Genomic DNA, 18,250 nt, shown 5'->3' on the forward strand with positions numbered 1-18,250 from the left:
GAAACTGTATGACTCAACGCAAACCCTATAGTACCCAAGTAATGCAATTTCTAGGTTCCATGAACCTAGCCATTACCCTACTCGTGGTCATTGCCCTTGCCTCCATCATTGGCACGGTACTACAACAAAACCAACCCTACCCATCCTATGTCATTAAGTTTGGCGCTTTCTGGTTCGATATTTTTCGTATCTTAGGCTTGTACGATATCTACTCCTCGGTTTGGTTTTTAACTATTTTAGCCTTTTTAGTCATCTCCACTGCGACCTGTATTGTGCGTAATACGCCCGGTATTGTGCGGGAACTGAAGCATTTTCGTGAGCATATCCAAGAAAAATCCTTACGCCTCATGAAGCACAGTACCGCTTTGCACCTCACTCAATCGAGTGGCGAAGTACAAAAAACGGCTGAAACTATCCTTAAGAATCAAGGCTACCGCTTTAAGTTGCAACAAAATGAGGACAATATTGTCATTGCCGCTAAAAAAGGCAGTAGTCATTACTGGGGCTACTGGCTGACCCATATCGGGATGATTGTGATTTGTTTAGGTGGCCTATTAGACAGCCGCCTACCCATTATGCTTGCCGAGTGGCAAGGCACTATTAAGCCTGAAACACGCCCCGTACCGGTCAGTGAAATTGCTAAAGAAAGTTTTTTGAGTCCCAATAATTTATCCTTTAGAGGTAATGTGAATATTGCCGAGGGGCAAAAAACTGATGTTATTTTCTTACCTATTCGGGATAGTTATTTAGTTCAGCCACTCCCTTTTAAAGTTGAATTAAAAGATTTTCGTGTCGAACATTATTCTACTGGCATGCCTAAATCTTTTGAATCTGATTTAGTAATTTATGACTCTGATTTAGCACAACCCATTAGTAAAACCATTTCAGTTAATCATCCTCTTATTCATAAAGGTATTGCCATTTATCAAGCAGATTTTGGTGATGGTGGTTCAGAGGTTGATTTGAAATTTAATCCCTTTAATCCTAACTATAAAGTACCGGATTTAAAAGGCAATGTTTTCAAAGATTATAAAATTACCGGCACTAGCGCTCAATATAAACTAGAATTAACTGATTTTAGGCTATTTAATATTTTACCTATTACCGATGACAAAGGCATTGTTCATCAACGTAATGTAGGGCCAAGCGTAACCTTTAAAGTGCGTAATGCAGCGGGTGAAGCTATAGAGTATTTAAACTATATGTCACCTATTATGATTGATAATAGAAACTATATTGTTAGTGGTATTCGTACTAAACCGGGTGAAGCTCTAAAATATTTACATATCCCTATTGATGAAAAAGGTACTGTACAAGGCTTTATGCAATTTTTGCATAACCTGCAAAACCCAGAACTAGTGCGCCGCGCCGCTAGCTCGACCACACAACAGTCGATGCAGGAAGTTAACTTAAAAAATGCCGATATAGAGCAGCAAGTTATCGAATCAATGATACGCCTAACCCAAGTCTTTGCTACACGAGGATTTGAAGGTATTAGTGCGGATATCAATCAGCGCTTTCCTGAGCCACAACGTGCCGCCGTCAATGAAGCTTTTGCCAAAGTACTCAATGTTGCTTTAAGAGCCGTCTATCTAGAAACCTTAAAAAACAAAGGTATTACTAATCCCACCGAAAAAGATTGGCTATTTTATGATGACAGCTTAAGTGCTATGGCTAATTTACCCTTATACGGCTCACCTTGGTATGTACAACTCACTGGTTTTAAACAAATCCAAGCCTCCGGTTTACAAATGACCCGCTCTCCGGGGCAAAATGTGGTGTATTTAGGCTGCCTGATGTTAGTGCTCGGCGTATTTCTTATGTTTTATGTGGCACAGCGCCGTATCTGGATTTGGCTAAAGCCGCAAGAGACACCTAATACAGTTGAAATGATTTTAGCAGGCACGACCAATCGTCAGGTGTCCGAATTTGAAAAGTTTATGAAAACCCTAAGACAAGCATTTGAATCAATGTCCGTCAGGAGTTAAAGCATTATGTCTGTTCCAAGTGAAGCTCTTAATGAGCTATTAAACAAACCTTCTTTTTTCCAACGCATTAAACCTACTGATTGGGTGTGGGCAGCGTTGGTCGTTGCAGGTGGGTTATTTGCATTCGTTAAATACGCTCATGCTATGGATATTTATGAGCAAGCCTTTCTTATTTTAGCCATACCTTCCATGATTGCACTAGGCTGGTCTTGGCGAGCCTTTCAGCCCTATAGTGTTGCGGTCACTATTCTCAGTTTACTCGGTATTAGTTTATATAGTGGCGTTTATGCGAATGGTGAAACCGTATTCGGCTTAAAATACTTATTTTCTAGTCAATCTGCCGTTATGTGGATGAGCGCTTTATTTGTGCTTGCCACTTTATTTTATTTTGGCGGCTTGTTTACGCATCATGAGTTTACCCTCAAAACAGCCAGTGCGATCACATGGACTGCGCTAGTAATGGGATTCGTAGGCTTAATGGTGCGCTGGTATGAATCTTATCTAGTTGATCCCGAATTTGGACACATTCCGGTTAGTAATCTCTATGAAGTATTTATTTTATTCTGTGTGATCACCGGATTGCTCTATATGTATTACGAGGGACGCTATCGCACTCGAACTATGGGTGGCTTTGTGTTGTTAGTGATTAGTGCTGCGGTCGCCTTTTTACTGTGGTATGCCTTCACACGTGAGGCTGATCAAATTCGCCCCTTAGTCCCAGCCCTAAAAAGCTATTGGATGAAAATTCATGTCCCCGCTAATTTCATTGGTTATGGTGCATTTGCTTTGGCTGCTATGACTAGTACCGCCTACCTAGTTAAATATTATTATAATAACCCTTCACGCTTAGTGGCTATTTTAGTGCCTAGCTTTATCTTTGCCGGTTTATTTCTTTGGATTTTACTGAGAGATTTATTTGGTAAAGAAGCGGTTGCAAACCCATCTTTCACCTTCATACTATCGGCGGCAACACATGCTGGTATGATTGCCTTAGTCACCACAGCACTGCTGGCTGCTTTAGGCTATTTACTTCTATTGCCTAGTACCCAAAAGAATTTTCCCTCACTAGATTTACTAGAAGATATTACCTATAAAGCGATTGCTTTGGGGTTTGCTTTCTTTACAGTTGCCACTATTTTAGGGGCAATGTGGGCGGCTGAAGCGTGGGGCGGCTATTGGTCTTGGGATCCTAAAGAAACGTGGGCGCTGATTGTATGGTTAAATTATGCGGCTTGGTTACACTTCCGTTTTAGTAAGGGAGCACATGGTACACCGATGGCTTGGTGGGCTGTTGTTGGTTTATTTGTCACGTTGTTTGCCTTTTTAGGCGTTAATATGTTCCTCTCTGGGTTACACTCCTATGGTGAACTTTGAGACGACTTAACCAGTCTCAGTAGAATCTTTTATTAAAACAAGTAACGGAGCAGACGCATGAAACGTTTTTTAAGCCGCATTCTGACAGCCACCGCCATTGCACTGGTCACACTGACCGGGTGCTTTTCAGAATCGACTCAAGCCGACAACAATCTCACTTATGTAAACGGCACTCATTACACGACTTTAAGCACCCCACTACCTACACGAGTGGCTCAAGATAAAGTCGAGGTTGTTGAATTATTTTGGTATGGCTGCCCTCATTGCTACCACTTAGAGCCTATCATTAATAAATACTTAGCACAGAAACCGGCTAATGTAGAATTTGTCCGCGTGCCCGCAACACTCAGCCCACGCTGGACTTTTCATGCAAAATTATACTATGTAGGCCAACTACTAGACCCACAAGGCACTAAAGGCGTTCACGGTAAAATCTTCGACGCGCTGCAAAAACAAAACCGTCGCATTGATAATGATGAAGCATTGAAACGTTTCTTCGTATCATTAGGCTATACCAATGAGCAAATTGATGGTGTATTAAAATCCATGGAACTCGATAGTTTAATGCGTTTTGCCACTGACTATAGTGCCAAATCCGGTGCGGATTCTGTACCTAACTTAATTGTCAACGGCAAATATATGACTGGCCCTGGTATGGTAGGCGGGGAGAATGTGATTGCAACCCTCAATTATTTAACCAAGAAAGAAAGTAAATAAATGGCTAAAACACGTCAGCTCAATCTATTAGATACTGTATTAAGTGAAGTTGATCATGCACTACGCACGGTTCATGGTCATTTGGCTACCACGAATCGTCCTTATCCTGCGCAAGGTCTAGCTGAAAAACCTAATATGACAGAGACTGAACGTGATTTAGCAGGGCGCTTGATGCGTATTAATCATGCGGGTGAGGTTTCTGCTCAAGGTTTATACCGTGGGCAAGCCTTTGTTGCTAACCCTACCCTGAAACAGCATTTACATCATGCCGCTCTAGAGGAAAGTGACCATCTGCAATGGTGTAATCAGCGCTTACAAGTATTAAAAACGCGCCCTAGTTTAATAGGGCCGTTTTGGTACTGGGGTTCTTTTTCTATTGGAGCTATCACCGGAAAAATGGGTGATCGTTTAAGCCTAGGTTTTGTCAAAGAAACCGAAGATCAAGTGATTAATCACATCAACGAGCACCTCACCCGCCTTCCGGCTAATGATTTACCCGATTTAGCGGTATTACAGCAAATGAAAGCGGATGAAGATAAACACGGTCAAGCAGCTATGCAAGCAGGTGGCGCTAAACTACCTTGGCCTATGCGTAAGCTATTAATGCCATTTTTATCCAAGGTCATGACCAAAACGACCTATCATCTTTAAATACGCCCTGATATTTCGGTGTATTTAAGCACCTGACTTAAATACTTTATTAACCCTTGAGCGGCTTGCTCAAGGGTTAAATCCAGCCCTAAATCACTACATTGTGTGACTTCAAGCCCTGCATATCCGCAGGGATTAATGCGCTTAAAAGGGCTTAGATCCATATTCACATTTAAGCTTAAGCCGTGATAAGTACAACCCCGTGATACTCGTAACCCTAATGCGGCGATTTTACGTCCTTGCACATAAACCCCCGGAGCCTCCCTATCACCCTGAGCGACTATCCCAGCCGTAGCTAACAGATGAATAATGGAGTTCTCAATCAGAATGACCAGATCACGGATACCTAGCTCTAAACGCTTGAGATCCAGCATAAGATACATCACCAATTGACCAGGGCCGTGATAGGTGACTTGCCCACCCCGATCAATGGGAACTACCGGAATCGTTCCTGCATCGAGTATATGCTCTGCTTTGCCATTACGCCCTAAGGTAAATACCGCTTGGTGATTGACCAGCCAAATCTCATCCGGCGTATCGGCATTGCGCTCACGGGTAAAGGTCTGCATAGCCTCCCACAGGGGTTGATAAGCACTGAGCTGATCAAGATAGGAACGTATGACTAGCGATTTCATGACTATTTACAGCAACCACAAGACCTGATCACAGCTCTCTAAATCTCGATAGAGCGCATCAAGATGTTCACGGCTTTGAGCATGAAATACAAACGACAAGCTACGATATTTTCCGGTGCGACTTTGATGCTGACGTAAATCGCTATCGGGTTTAATTGTACTCCCATGCCGAGCCGCGACTTCCTCGACTTGCGACTCGAATGTGGGCGATCCATACCCTACTACTTTAATTTGCATATCGTAGGGGTATTCTATTTCAGGCCGGTTTGACATTATCCCTTCCTAGTTAGACTTAATTAAACCAAGATTTTACCGAATCAACCATTTGTCTCCATAATCCCCCTTCTGGGACATCAGCGAGAGCAACTAATGGTAATTGCTGAATAATTTTTCCTTGATCAGAAAAAATAATCTGCCCTACCACATCACCCCGTTTGACAGGGGCATAGACATCCTGATTAACCTGTACAGTACCTTTCACATTATTATAGTTACCCTTTTGGACACTGACATATACATCTTCCATGGAGCCAGCGGGTACTGTTTCAGTCTCACCTTTCCAAATACGTGCCTCATGCAATACTGCATTGGCGTTATAGCGTTTGTGGGTTTCAAAGGTACGAAAACCATATTCAAGCAATTTTTGGCTATTTTCAGCCCGCGCTTCTTCACTCGCCGTACCTAACATGATGGAAATTAAACGCATATCCCCACGTTTAGCCGAGGCTACTAGGCAATAACCTGCTTTATCGGTAAAGCCAGTTTTCATTCCATCGACGGTGGGGTCACGGAATAAGAGTTTATTGCGATTGTATTGGCGGATTTTATTATAGGTAAACTCTTTTTCTGAATAAAGCTTATAGCGTTCAGGAAACTCGGTAATAATGGCCTTAGCTAAGATAGTGATGTCACGAGCAGTGGTATAATGATTCTCCGCAGGCCAACCAGTGACATTAGAATAATGCGTATCTTTCATACCCAACTCAGCGGCAACTTGATTCATGCGCTCAACATAAGCTCCTTCACTGCCGGCTATGTGATCCGCAATGGCCTTAGCAGCATCATTGCCAGACTGAATAATGAGGCCACGCATGAGTTTTTCTAACTCAACCTTTTTGCCCACCTCAATAAACATGCGCGAGCCATCCATTTCCCACGCCGATTGGTTCACCAAAACTTGATCATCTAATTTAACCGTGCCCTTAGCTAGCTCACGGTAGAGTACATAGGCGGTCATCAGCTTAGTAATACTTGCAGGGTCTACCCGCAAACTAGCATTATAGGCCGCTAATTCTGATCCACTTTCATAATCCACTAATAAAAAGCTATTGGCTGCAATCTCTGGTACACCTGTAGCCAAGGCTTGTACTTGATCCGGTGGTACAACTGGCACCACTTTCTCAACAGCTACTGCATAATTACCTAGCCCTAATGAAACGACTAATAAACCGATTTGTATTATCGTTTTAATCATACTGATATTGACTCCCTGCTCAATCTGACATCATTAACCATCAATGCCAACCACTCGGAATTTTGCTAATCCATTACCTTCTAACGTATTTTTAACGTTATCAATTTCGCCCTGAGTATAAAGTGGCCCAATGCGGACTTGATGCACTTCACGCCCTTGTACTTGTGCGGTTGCCATTTCTGATTTACGTAAACCAGCAGCAGCTAAACGCACATAGGTATCCACTGCCTCTGCTTGAGTAGGATAGCTGCCCACAATAACATAAAAAACTTTACCATGTGCCTGAGCTTTGACCTCAGGAGACACGGATTTATTGGTATTGGTCAAACCGGCTGTTGGAGGTACATATAAGGTTTGCGGATCTTGCGTGGTAGGCTTTTCTAAACCTTCCACCAATACGGCCGCTGCTCCTCCCTCCCCTAAGCCTAAAGTATTAGCCGCTGCTTTAGAGATTTGAATCAAAGCCCTAGCATCACTCGGTACTCGATCATTGACCCTAACCACCACTGAACGCCCGGTATCAAGGCGAGTAATCCTCACATCACTAGGAATAGGTAAGGTGCGATGTGCTGCCGAATAGGCTTGCGGCTCATAAGTCTCACAGCCTGCCGTCATCTTACCTGCTTGCTGTGCGTTATATACCGTAGCCCATCCCCGCGCACGATAATCTGAGCTAGAGGCTAACACCTTAAAAACTCGCCCATTTTTCTCATAAGCGGCTGGATTACCGCATTGAGCACTCGCTTTATGGGTAGGATTCAAAATAGGAATAGACTCTACTACTTTACCCTCTAAGCTTTCTCCCTCAAATACCGAACAAGCACTAAGATACAATACCCCGCACCCGATTAAACAGCGTGAAGCATATTTTGTTATAGTAGTAATCATATTTGCCCCATACAGAATAATACTACGATGTCAGTAGCATTAAGATGCAATTCCCTATTCTAGCTAGCATAACACCCTAACTATCTGCTAAACCATTTTTTAAGTAAGTACCTAATCATCAGTTTGATAAATACGCTTACGCTTTTTCATGCCCATAATGATCCCAAACGCAATCATTAGCGTAACAATGGATGTGCCACCATAACTCACTAGCGGTAGCGGTACACCTACTACAGGTAAAACACCACTCACCATCCCAGTATTAACCAATAAATAAATAAAGAAGGTTAAACTCAGACTACCCGCTAATAAACGCCCAAAGGTATCTTCCCCTTTAGAGGCAATATACAAAGCCCGCCAAATAATAAATAAGTATAACGACAGCAAAGCCAAATTACCCACCAAACCAAACTCTTCACCAAAGACCGCATAAATAAAATCGGTATGGCGTTCGGGTAAGAAGTCTAAATGGGACTGATCACCATTTTGCCAGCCCTTACCATACAATCCCCCCGCCCCAATGGCTATTTTTGATTGATAAATGTGATAGCCCTCTTTCAGCACATTCACATCATCACTAATCAAAGTAAGTACCCGCTGACGCTGATACTCATGCATACCATAATGGAACATCAAGGGAGCTGCGACGGCTATAAATGCTATAGCTCCGCCAATCAACCACCACGACATACCCGCTAGATAAATCACAAATAAACCCGATACGGCAATTAATAGTGAAGTACCTAAATCTGGCTGCTTCATAATTAATAACATCGGCACAAAAATCAGTATGAGTGCAATAATAATATCAATCAAACGGGGGGGTAGACTTTTCTCTGAGAAGTAATAGGCGATCATCATAGGCACAGCTATTTTCATCATTTCAGCCGGTTGAATATCTATCCCTATATATAACCAACGGGTTGCCCCTTTTTTAGTTTCCCCAACCACTAATACCAATACTAATAAAACCAAGCCAATGCCATAGAGCCACACCACCCATTGCCGTAATGTTTTGCTTTGAACCTGTGACATAACCACCATGAGGCTACAGCCTAATAAGAAATGTAGCCCTTGCCGATAGACCATTTCTAAAGACATATCACTAGCACTATAGAGCGTTACACCCCCTGCGAAAATCAGCAACCCTAATGCAGAGAGTAATACTAAATCCAAACGTTGTAAGATCTGTACCACAATGGGTGGAAGTAAATTATTAAACATACTTAGCGCTCACGAGGTTGCTTAGAATTTTTAGTATTATTCACTAGAGTAGCCACAGGTTTAGGTGGCCCTGCTGGAGCATTAGGATCTAGAGCCGGTTTAGGCAATAAGTATTCATCCATCATGGCTCGTGCTACTGGTGCTGCCACCGAGCTTCCGCCCCCGCCGTTTTCGATAATCACGGATAAGGCAATTTTAGGATTACTCGCCGGAGCAAACCCGACAAATAACGCATGATCATGCAAGCGTTTAGCCAATTTTTTAGCATCATATTTTGCATTTTGGGCAATACCAAAGACTTGTGCTGTACCAGTCTTACCTGCCATGGTATAGCTAATACCTTGGCTCACTTTTTTAGCTGTACCGTAACTAGCATTGACCACATTAATCATGCCATTAATCGATAGATCCCAGAAATGTGGATTTTTCAACACGACTTTAGGTAAATACTCTGGCGGTAATACCTCTGGTGGCTCATTCTTCACGCGGCGCACAGCATGTAACAGGCGAGGTTTAACTCTAATTCCGCGCATCGATGTTGTTGCCACCGCATGAGCTAATTGTAGCGGTGTCGCGAGCCAATAGCCCTGCCCAATACCAATATTTACCGTATCCCCTGGATACCAAATTTGTTTGTAGCGTTTTTGTTTCCACTCTGGGGTTGGCATTAGACCAGGTGACTCTGAGGGTAAATCAATACCAGTTACTTGCCCAAAACCATAGTTACGCATAAAGTTTGAATATTTTTCCACTCCCATGCGATAAGCCATATCATAAAAGAAGGTATCACACGACTGAGCAATCGCCCGATCAATCCCAACCGCGCCATGCCCCGATTTTTTCCAACAACGATAACGGTGTTTATTACCCGGAATTTGGAAAAACCCCGGATCATAAGTCGTCTTACTAGGCCAAATCACACCCTCTTGTAACCCCCCTAAGGCCACCATGGGTTTAATAGTAGACCCCGGTGGGTAGGCCGATTGTAAGGCACGGTTATAGAGTGGACGATCAGGATTATCTCTTAAATCCGTATAGTCTTTATGGGAAATCCCATTCACAAACAGATTAGGATCAAAGGTGGGCATACTAGCCATCGCTAATACTTCACCATTAGTGGGATCGATAGCAATGACTGCGCCACGCTCATTCTTTAATAAATCCTCTGCTTTTAGCTGCAGATCCATATCAATACTGAGGAATAAATCCTGCCCACCCACGGGTGGCTTTTCATCTAATAGGTCTTTGTATTGTCCATGAGCATCAACCTCGTGCAAGCTATAGCCGGTTTGACCGTGCAAACGATCCTCATGGGAAGCCTCAACCCCTGTTTTACCAATATGAGTACTCGCCGCATACTCATCGCGATTGAGATTTTTCATATCGCGCTCATCAATACGCCCTACATAACCAATCACGTGACTAGCTACCTTACCATAGGGGTAATTGCGCTCCATACGTACTTCAATATCGACTCCCGGAAAGCGTGGCTTATTTACCGCAAATTTTGCCACCTCTACATCGGTGAGATTTTCTTTGAGTACCGTAGGCTGATAGCGGCTGGTTTTACGCAGTTGCTGCATAAATAAGCGTTGTTCTTTTTCTGAAATACTCACTAAACCACTTAGCTGACCCAATAAAATATCAATATCACTGTAGTTTCTTTTACCATCATCATTAAGGTCAGACACACTATCACGTACGACTTGAATGACATACTTGGTCTTACTATCGGCTAGTAATACCCCATTACGATCATAAATCTGCCCGCGTGTAGGTGCTATGGGAATACGGTGCTGGTAATTTTGTAAGGATAAATTAGTATAATAAGCATTTTGTTTTACTTGTAAAAAATACATCCGTGCAATAATGCCGGTGAGTGCCAATAGCACAATGAGTGCAGCAATAATGGCCCGGCTATTAAATAATTGTTGTTCATCGCGCTCGGTCTTAATTGATAACCGTTCACCCATAATTGGCAAGTCCCCAAGTGGTGAAAAGGGTGCAATGGCTACTGCTTACAATAGCCATTTTTTGAGCATTATAACAGGCGAAGATTAGGCCTTGCTGTCTTGGAAACGTTTAATACTAGCTAAAATTTCTGCTTTTGCGTCCTCAGCGCTGCCCCAGCCCTCTACTTTAACCCATTTACCCGGCTCTAACTCTTTGTAATGTTCAAAGAAATGTTTAATTTGCTGGATTAGTAAGGGAGGTAGCTGCTCGTAGGAGGTTACATCTTTATATTGAGGCGCTAACTTACCGGCGGGTACTGCCAGAATTTTGGAGTCGCCCCCGGCCTCATCGCTCATTTTTAGAACACCAACAGGGCGGGCTGGAATGACACAACCATGCACTAAGGGATAAGGTGTCACTACTAATACATCAGCAGGATCACCATCTTCTGCTAAAGTATGAGGTACGAAACCATAATTGGCGGGATAAAACATGGGGGCTGACATAAAGCGGTCGACCATTAGTGCCCCACTATCTTTGTCCACCTCATACTTAACAGGTGACGAGTTAGCGGGAATTTCAATAATGACATTAACCGAATTAGGAACATCCTTTCCCACGGGTAGATTATCAATAATCATGAGCGATTTACCTTTCGTTGAAACCGCCGACATTATAGCCCTTAATTGATGCGCTGCACACCATACTTGCACTGCATCGTTCAACTAAGGTATAAGTTCGTGACGTGACTTAAGAGTGAGAAAAGGTGAGAAGGCTATGCGAATTGTACTATTAGGTGCACCCGGTTCGGGTAAAGGTACTCAGGCACAACGCTTGACGAGTATTTATAATATTCCCCAAATCTCTACCGGAGATTTATTACGTGCTGCCGTCAGTGCAGGTACAGAACTAGGCTTAAAGGCTAAAGCGGCGATGGATGCGGGCGCTCTAGTATCCGATGCTATCGTACTGGGTATGATTCGTGATCGCCTACAACAAGACGACACCAAAAATGGCTTTATTTTAGATGGTTTTCCGCGCAATACTGCTCAAGCAGAGAGCCTTGATGCGCTATTAGCAGAAGTTAACCAGCCTATTCAATGTGGCTTATTAATTGATGTTGATTTTGAGGTATTATTAAAACGTTTAACCGGACGGCTTTCCTGTAAACAGTGTGGTGCTGTATTTAACCGTTACTTCTCTCCACCACAATTAGAAGACGTCTGCGATGTGTGTGGAGGTGAACTCTATCACCGTGCTGATGATAATGAAGAAACCATTGGTAATCGCTTGAAAGTATATGAGCAAAATACTGCTCCCTTGATTCAGTATTATGCAGCACAAAATAAGCTGCGTAAGGTCAATGGGGTGGGCGCAATGGAAGCCATTACTCAAGCCATTCAAACTGAATTAGCGACAGTGTAACTTGAATTATGTCCAACTCTTTACGTGATCAACTACTCAAAGCAGGTCTAGCCACTCAAGCACAGGTTGACCAAGCGGAGCAAGATAAACAACGCCCGCCCAGCAAAAAATCTACCGAGCGCTCAGCACAACGCACACCCCCTGCCCGTTCTGCTAAGCCTCAACAGATGCCCAAAGCTAAGAAACCTGCCCCTCCTGCCGAAGAAGATCTCGCTCAATTCTATAGTGCTCGTGACAAAGCTGAACGAGCCGAAAAGTTAGAGCAAGAGCGGCGGCAGCGCGAGGCTAGCGAACGTAAAAAGCAAGTACGCCAGCAAGTAAAAACCCTACTTGAAGGGCAAGTGCTTAATCAGCCTGAGGCTGAGATTCGCTATAACTTTGTGGTAGGCGAAACGATTAAGTATTTATACGTAACGGCTGAGCAACAAACCCAATTAGCCCAAGGTTTACTGGCTATTACCTTCTTAGAGGGTAAGCGCTGTTTGATCAGTTTAGAGTTGGCACAGCAAGTTAAAGCGATTGATCCTGATAAATTAATTATTATTGCGGATCCTAATGATGAGAGTGAAGAGCTTCCTGATGTACCTGAGGAGCAGCTAATCACTCCGACTGAGACTCAGAGCCAAGCGATATAGCTCATTTTTGGCTTGCCCGGTTAAACGAGCGGCAATACTAGTAGCTTGTTTAACTGGCAAACCCTCATCTAGTAATACTTTCAATACCGTGTCTGCTGCTAAAGCTGCATGCTCAGTATCCTCGTCACTATTGCCCGCGACAATAACCACTAACTCGCCTCGTTTTAAGTTATCATCCAACCCAACCCCTTGAGCTAAAGCACCTAAGGTTCCACGATAGAAAGTTTCATAGGCTTTGGTCATTTCACGCCCAATGACCACTTCACGCTCAACCCCAAACACCGTAGCTAAAGCGGTTAAGGTTTCCTCAATACGATGGCAGGACTCATAGAAAACTAACGTGCGAGCATCTGATTTTAAGGCTTCTAAGGCTTTAATCCGTGCAGACGCTTTAGCCGGCAAAAATCCCTCAAAACTAAAACGATCCGTCGGCAAACCCGCCACCGAAAGCGCTGTAATCACTGCACTAGCCCCCGGAATCGGAACTAGATTAAAACCAGCCTGAGCTACTGCACGTACTAATTTATACCCCGGATCACTAATCAAAGGCGTACCCGCATCACTTACTAGGGCAAGGCTATGTCCACTCGCTAAAGCATCTAGTACCGACTGAATACGCTGAGTTTCATTAAAGTCATGCAAGCTCACTAATGGTTTCTGTAAACCTAAATGAGTGAGTAAGTGTTGAGTGACACGAGTATCTTCGGCATAAACCGTGTGTACTTGTTCTAGTACCTGAGTAGCACGCACGGTTAAATCCCCTAAATTACCAATAGGGGTTGCAACACAATATAAAGTCGCGGCAACTACATCCATGTCCATCTCTTTTCAGGCAAACATTAAGCACAATAGCATAAATAATGCTATGATGGGGTTAAAATTATAAATGGGCTTCTTGGGGTCAATGTTATGCATCAATTATTAAAACAACGCATACATAAGTATGCTTATCCATTGGTTATTCATACGGTTTTGGCAATTTTGGTGGGGTGCTCTAGTACACCTACAGAGAACACTAGCGACACTAGCCCTCCTGCTCCTGTAGTAGTGACTCAACCACCACCTGCTTATACCCTATCTACTCCCGTACCGAGTATACCCAACCAGATCGCTCCTAGTCCTCGTCTACAGGTACAGGTGGAACCTGAGCCCAGTTTTCGTCCCTCACCGCGCCGTCCACGTATGCGCCATATGCCTCAGGGTAGTTTACGTTTAGCTAATGAACTCTTACAACAGGGGCAAAAAGCTGAAGCGGCGCAAATGTACCATGAACTTGCACTCACCTATCCCTCACCACAGCGGGAACGTGTTTTATTACAAGCTGCAGAAATTACCGCATCGATGGGGGATGCTCGTGTAACTCGCTCCTATTTAGCCCAAGCTAATAATCAATATATTGGTGGCGAGAGTTTAGAGCGGCTACGTTATATTAAAGCCTTACTTGCCGTACAAACAGGCAGGCCTGACATTGCTTTGAGTTTATTACCGGATGAAAGTACGGTTGGTAAATCCCCTGCTTTACAAGCAAAAATCCAGCATGTGCGTAATAAAGCAATGGCTCTTATGGGTAACGCCAATGTTCCGCCTCAGCCTCGTCCGCCACAAGCACAACCTCAAGCCCCAAGACAAGAACCCGTTATTCCCAACAGTACCGCACGAATTGCCGTATTACTACCTCGCTCCGGCAGTTTAGGGGCGGTGTCGAATGAGATTTTCCAAGGTATCCAGCTCGCTCAAGCCCAAACAGGTAATGATACTCGTATTAAGTTATATGATATTAGTACCGGCGTGCTGAATCAGTACCGCGCTGCGGTAGCTGAGGGTGCAGATTTAATTATTGGCCCACTAGATAAAGATAATGTAGTAGAATTATTACGTTATCCTCAAGAGCTGAGCAAACCGATTTTAGCGCTCAATTATTTAGAAGGTAATGCATCCGTTCCTAGTACACTCTATCAATTCGGCTTATCCCCTGAAGATGAGGCGATACAAGTGGCTCGTACTGCTCTACACCGTGGACATCAACGGGCGGTAGTGATGGTGCCAGACTCCGCTTGGGGCGCACGACTAGAACAAGCCTTTAAAGCAGCTTATCAAGCCGGCGGCGGACAAATAGTGAGCACCGCACGTTACCCTAATACGCCCAAAGATTACCTAGCACAAGTACAACGCCATGTGACGAATCGTGGTGCACAAATGGTATTTTTAGCCGCTTCCCCTACTCAAGCACGGCTCATGCGTCCGCTTCTTCAAGCACAAGCAGGGTTATTACCAGTCTATGCAACCTCACATATTTTCTCCGGGCGCTTAGAACCACGTAAAGATGCTGATCTAGACGGTATTATTTACACCGAAATCCCTTGGATCTTGGAAAATTCCCGTAGTGGAGCGCTCAAAAGCAGCCAGTATCCACGTATGTATGCCTTAGGGATTGATGCCTTTTTGGTGGCTAAAAACTTGCAAGGTCTAGTTTATAACCAACAAGCCTTACGGGGTAGAACCGGACAAATCCAGATGCGTAATCAAAAAGTTCAACGCACCCTAGGTTTAGCTACCTTCGTCAATGGCGAGCCTAGCCCTCTTGAGTAACACTAAACCATCAGCTGCTGATGCTAAAAAATTAGCAGCCGTACTCGCCGGTCAACAGGCCGAAGAGCAAGCGTTAGTTTACTTGCAACAACAGGGTCTAACGCTGCGGGAGCGTAATTTTCGCTGTAAAACAGGTGAAATTGATTTAATCATGCAACACGGTGAAACCGTAGTATTTGTTGAAGTCAAATATCGCCGTAGCACACAATATGGTGGGGCACTGCTGAGTATTAGCGCCCGCCAGCAACAACGCATTATTAAAACGGCTAGCTATTATCTAATGCGTCAAGCCCCCTATGCTCAAGCACGTTTTGATGTGATCGCATTAGAGGGGGAAAATAATTTGCATTGGCTACCCAATGCCTTCACAACGGACTTTTAATTGATGACTACCCTACAAAATCGTATCCAACAACACTTTCAAACCAGCATTGAAACCAAACAGCGCTCTGTCGAGGTACTCGCAGCACCGCTAGAACAAGCAGCACAATTGATGCTGGACTGTTTAAAACAAGGCGGAAAAATTATGAGCTGTGGTAATGGCGGCTCAGCGGGTGATGCCCAGCACTTTTCTTCTGAACTCTTAAACCGTTTTGAGCAAGAGCGCCAAGGCTTAGCAGCTATTGCCCTCACTACCGATACCTCAACCCTTACCTCTATTGCTAATGATTACTCCTATGAGCGTATTTTTGCGCGTCAAGTCGAAGCCTTAGGGCGATCTGGCGATATATTGCTGGCTATTTCTACTAGTGGTAACTCGGCTAATGTTAATTTAGCGATTCAAGCCGCTCATGAGCGCGGTATTAAAGTAGTCGCACTGAGTGGTAAAAATGGTGGTAAATTACGTGCCCTATTACAGGATGGTGATATTGAACTGTGTGTACCTAGCACCATAACTGCACGTATTCAAGAGGTACACTTAGTCCTTATTCACTGCTTATGTGATTTAATCGATTATCAATTACTGAATAAACCCCATGCATAATATTGAAACCCCTGACCCTCTATTTAGTCGTGTTAGTTTATTAAGAGAAATAGGCCCTTATATTCAACGCCATCGCAATAAGATTTTTGTGATTGCTTTTGCGGGCGAAGTCGTAGAACAGCCTACCTTTCGACGTATTATTCAAGATATCGCTATTATTGCCTCATTAGATGTGAGAGTGGTCTTGATTCATGGCACACGACCACAAATTGATAGCCGTATTATTGAGGATGGTGGTCAGCCCTTATTTCATAATGGTTTACGTATTACGGATAAAGACGCCTTGCTTGCAGTAAAAGAAGCGTGTGGCTATTTACGGGTTAAAATTGAAAATTTACTAACCACCGCTTTACATCAGCCACAAATTAATAATGCTGCTTTAGACGTCATCTCCGGTAACTTTTTAAGTGCCAAACCTATCGGAGTACATGATGGAATCGATTATAAATATACTGGGCAAGTACGCAAAGTTAATATTGAAAGCATTAAAGAGCAATTAAGTCATGAAAATGTCGTGCTCATTTCACCTATTGGTTATTCACCTACTGGGGAAAGCTATAATCTAGGCTATGAGCAAACCGCTATAGCAACAGCAACAGCATTAAAGGCCAATAAGCTCATCTTTATCACACATGAACCCATTCCTATGCCTATTCCCAATGCGATGACGCGTCAAGAAGCTGAAGAACTGGGTGAACAAATGCCCCTTTTGAAACTCATTGCTAAAGCTGTTAATCAAGATATTGAGCGCGTACACCTGATTGAAAGTATGACGGATGGTGGTTTACTACTAGAGCTTTATACCCGTGAAGGGATTGGAAGTATGATTTCTAATGAATCGGTTGAGAAAATACGACCGGCTCTATTAGAGGATATTAGTGGGATACTTGAATTAATTCGTCCACTTGAACAAGAAGGTATCTTAGTAAGACGCTCACGGGAACAACTAGAATTAGAGATTGGTAATTTTCATATAGTAGAGGTTGATCGACAAATCGTAGGCTGTGCAGCTTTATATCAAACCGATGATTTAACAATCAGCGAATTATCCTGTGTAGCAGTTCACCCTCAGTATCGAGCCAATTATAGAGGTGATAGATTAGTTAATTACATGGAGCAATTAGCGATTAAACAAGGAAAGCAAAAATTATTAGTTTTAACTACACAAACCAGTGACTGGTTTAAAGAGCGCGGCTTTGATGAGAAGTCAATAGATGATTTACCCGAAAACAAAAAGCGCTTGTATAATTATAAAAGAAACTCAAGAGTTTTAATTAAACCCTTAAAGCAAAAAAGCGTTAGCTCGGCTCTTTAATATTAAAGAGTTCGAGTATCTAAGAAAGAGTATTTTAAATAACGCCAGAAACAAAAAAGCCTCGTCAGATATTCATCCAACGAGGCTCAGAAATTAAGCTTGGCACTGACCTACTCTCACATGGGGAAACCCCACACTACCATCGGCGATACTGCGTTTCACTTCTGAGTTCGGGATGGGATCAGGTGGTTCCACAGCTCTATGGGTGCCAAGCAAACTACTAGGGTATACGATGCAGGTTCTTGGTCTTCTCGTAGTGGTTTTGAGTTATGCATGAATCATCTATCAATGATCCACCACTCTCGTCACTACAGGGCCTACATCACCCAATTCAGGAAAGTCATCAAACTCGTGTACTGTATACTGTATCAATCTCTTGCGTAAACCGCTACGGGTT

The 18,250-nt window shown here is 43.4% G+C and carries 18 protein-coding genes and 1 rRNA gene; 10 read left to right on the plus strand and 9 right to left on the minus strand.

The window, feature by feature from the left end; translation table 11 throughout:
- The first annotated feature begins 8 nt into the window (after positions 1-8).
- From A3IK_RS0105405 to coq7, 4 genes are read left to right on the plus strand one after another with little or no spacing between them, the layout of a single operon-like run.
- Complete coding sequence (locus A3IK_RS0105405) at positions 9-1,988, plus strand: cytochrome c biogenesis protein ResB (protein ID WP_020558960.1); 1,980 nt, start codon at positions 9-11, stop codon at positions 1,986-1,988.
- Between the two features lie 6 nt (positions 1,989-1,994).
- Positions 1,995-3,362 carry a c-type cytochrome biogenesis protein CcsB gene (ccsB, locus tag A3IK_RS0105410; protein ID WP_020558961.1) on the plus strand — a complete coding sequence of 456 codons (1,368 nt, stop codon included), beginning with the start codon at positions 1,995-1,997 and terminating at the stop codon, positions 3,360-3,362.
- 57 nt (positions 3,363-3,419) lie between these two features.
- Positions 3,420-4,079 (plus strand): thiol:disulfide interchange protein DsbA/DsbL, encoded by a 660-nt coding sequence (locus tag A3IK_RS0105415; protein WP_020558962.1) that lies wholly within the window; start codon positions 3,420-3,422, stop codon positions 4,077-4,079.
- Entirely contained in the window at positions 4,080-4,730 is a 651-nt protein-coding gene (gene coq7, locus A3IK_RS0105420; RefSeq protein WP_020558963.1) for a 2-polyprenyl-3-methyl-6-methoxy-1,4-benzoquinone monooxygenase, read from the plus strand.
- Here the strand turns inward: coq7 and lipB are convergent.
- The 7 genes from lipB to ppa form a co-directional block, all read right to left on the minus strand.
- On the minus strand, positions 4,727-5,365 hold the full coding sequence (gene lipB / locus A3IK_RS0105425; protein ID WP_020558964.1) for a lipoyl(octanoyl) transferase LipB: 639 nt from the start codon (positions 5,363-5,365) through the stop codon (positions 4,727-4,729). The genes coq7 and lipB overlap by 4 nt on opposite strands.
- A 6-nt stretch (positions 5,366-5,371) precedes the next feature.
- Entirely contained in the window at positions 5,372-5,638 is a 267-nt protein-coding gene (locus A3IK_RS0105430; protein WP_020558965.1) for a YbeD family protein, read from the minus strand.
- 19 nt (positions 5,639-5,657) lie between these two features.
- Positions 5,658-6,839 carry a D-alanyl-D-alanine carboxypeptidase family protein gene (locus A3IK_RS0105435; protein WP_020558966.1) on the minus strand — a complete coding sequence of 394 codons (1,182 nt, stop codon included), beginning with the start codon at positions 6,837-6,839 and terminating at the stop codon, positions 5,658-5,660.
- A gap of 33 nt (positions 6,840-6,872) precedes the next feature.
- A complete protein-coding gene (locus tag A3IK_RS18630; protein WP_020558967.1) occupies positions 6,873-7,727 on the minus strand; it encodes an RlpA-like double-psi beta-barrel domain-containing protein in 855 nt (284 codons plus the stop codon).
- Positions 7,728-7,838: 111 nt separating this feature from the next.
- A complete protein-coding gene (gene rodA, locus A3IK_RS0105445) occupies positions 7,839-8,951 on the minus strand; it encodes a rod shape-determining protein RodA (protein ID WP_020558968.1) in 1,113 nt (370 codons plus the stop codon).
- A gap of 2 nt (positions 8,952-8,953) precedes the next feature.
- Positions 8,954-10,924: a penicillin-binding protein 2 gene (gene mrdA, locus A3IK_RS0105450; RefSeq protein ID WP_020558969.1), complete on the minus strand. Its 1,971-nt coding sequence runs from the start codon at positions 10,922-10,924 to the stop codon at positions 8,954-8,956.
- 84 nt (positions 10,925-11,008) lie between these two features.
- Entirely contained in the window at positions 11,009-11,545 is a 537-nt protein-coding gene (gene ppa / locus A3IK_RS0105455) for an inorganic diphosphatase (RefSeq protein WP_026220823.1), read from the minus strand.
- A 136-nt stretch (positions 11,546-11,681) separates the two neighbouring features.
- Here ppa and A3IK_RS0105460 point away from each other — a divergent pair, with 136 nt between their 5' ends.
- Positions 11,682-12,329, plus strand: coding sequence for an adenylate kinase (locus tag A3IK_RS0105460; RefSeq protein ID WP_020558971.1), 648 nt, complete (start codon positions 11,682-11,684; stop codon positions 12,327-12,329).
- An 8-nt stretch (positions 12,330-12,337) separates the two neighbouring features.
- Positions 12,338-12,964 carry a DUF2058 family protein gene (locus A3IK_RS0105465; RefSeq protein ID WP_020558972.1) on the plus strand — a complete coding sequence of 209 codons (627 nt, stop codon included), beginning with the start codon at positions 12,338-12,340 and terminating at the stop codon, positions 12,962-12,964.
- Here A3IK_RS0105465 and rsmI read toward each other — a convergent pair.
- Entirely contained in the window at positions 12,926-13,780 is an 855-nt protein-coding gene (rsmI, locus tag A3IK_RS0105470; protein WP_020558973.1) for a 16S rRNA (cytidine(1402)-2'-O)-methyltransferase, read from the minus strand. The genes A3IK_RS0105465 and rsmI overlap by 39 nt on opposite strands.
- Before the next feature lie 93 nt (positions 13,781-13,873).
- Here rsmI and A3IK_RS0105475 point away from each other — a divergent pair, with 93 nt between their 5' ends.
- Genes A3IK_RS0105475 through argA form a run of 4 tightly spaced genes read left to right on the plus strand, consistent with a single transcriptional unit; the run spans position 13,874 to position 17,853 of the window.
- Positions 13,874-15,553, plus strand: coding sequence for a penicillin-binding protein activator (locus tag A3IK_RS0105475; RefSeq protein ID WP_020558974.1), 1,680 nt, complete (start codon positions 13,874-13,876; stop codon positions 15,551-15,553).
- Positions 15,546-15,935 carry a YraN family protein gene (locus A3IK_RS0105480; RefSeq protein WP_051081547.1) on the plus strand — a complete coding sequence of 130 codons (390 nt, stop codon included), beginning with the start codon at positions 15,546-15,548 and terminating at the stop codon, positions 15,933-15,935. Before A3IK_RS0105475 ends, A3IK_RS0105480 begins: the two co-directional genes overlap by 8 nt.
- Positions 15,936-15,938: 3 nt before the next feature.
- Positions 15,939-16,538, plus strand: a complete 600-nt coding sequence (locus A3IK_RS0105485) for a phosphoheptose isomerase (protein WP_020558976.1) — start codon at positions 15,939-15,941, stop codon at positions 16,536-16,538.
- Positions 16,531-17,853, plus strand: a complete 1,323-nt coding sequence (argA, locus tag A3IK_RS0105490) for an amino-acid N-acetyltransferase (RefSeq protein WP_020558977.1) — start codon at positions 16,531-16,533, stop codon at positions 17,851-17,853. Before A3IK_RS0105485 ends, argA begins: the two co-directional genes overlap by 8 nt.
- 97 nt (positions 17,854-17,950) lie before the next feature.
- Here argA and rrf read toward each other — a convergent pair.
- A 5S ribosomal RNA gene (gene rrf / locus A3IK_RS0105495) occupies positions 17,951-18,066 on the minus strand.
- Between the last annotated feature and the right edge of the window lie 184 nt (positions 18,067-18,250).

It is taken from the genome of Thiofilum flexile DSM 14609, from assembly GCF_000380185.1.
Lineage (GTDB): Bacteria > Pseudomonadota > Gammaproteobacteria > Thiotrichales > Thiotrichaceae > Thiofilum > Thiofilum flexile.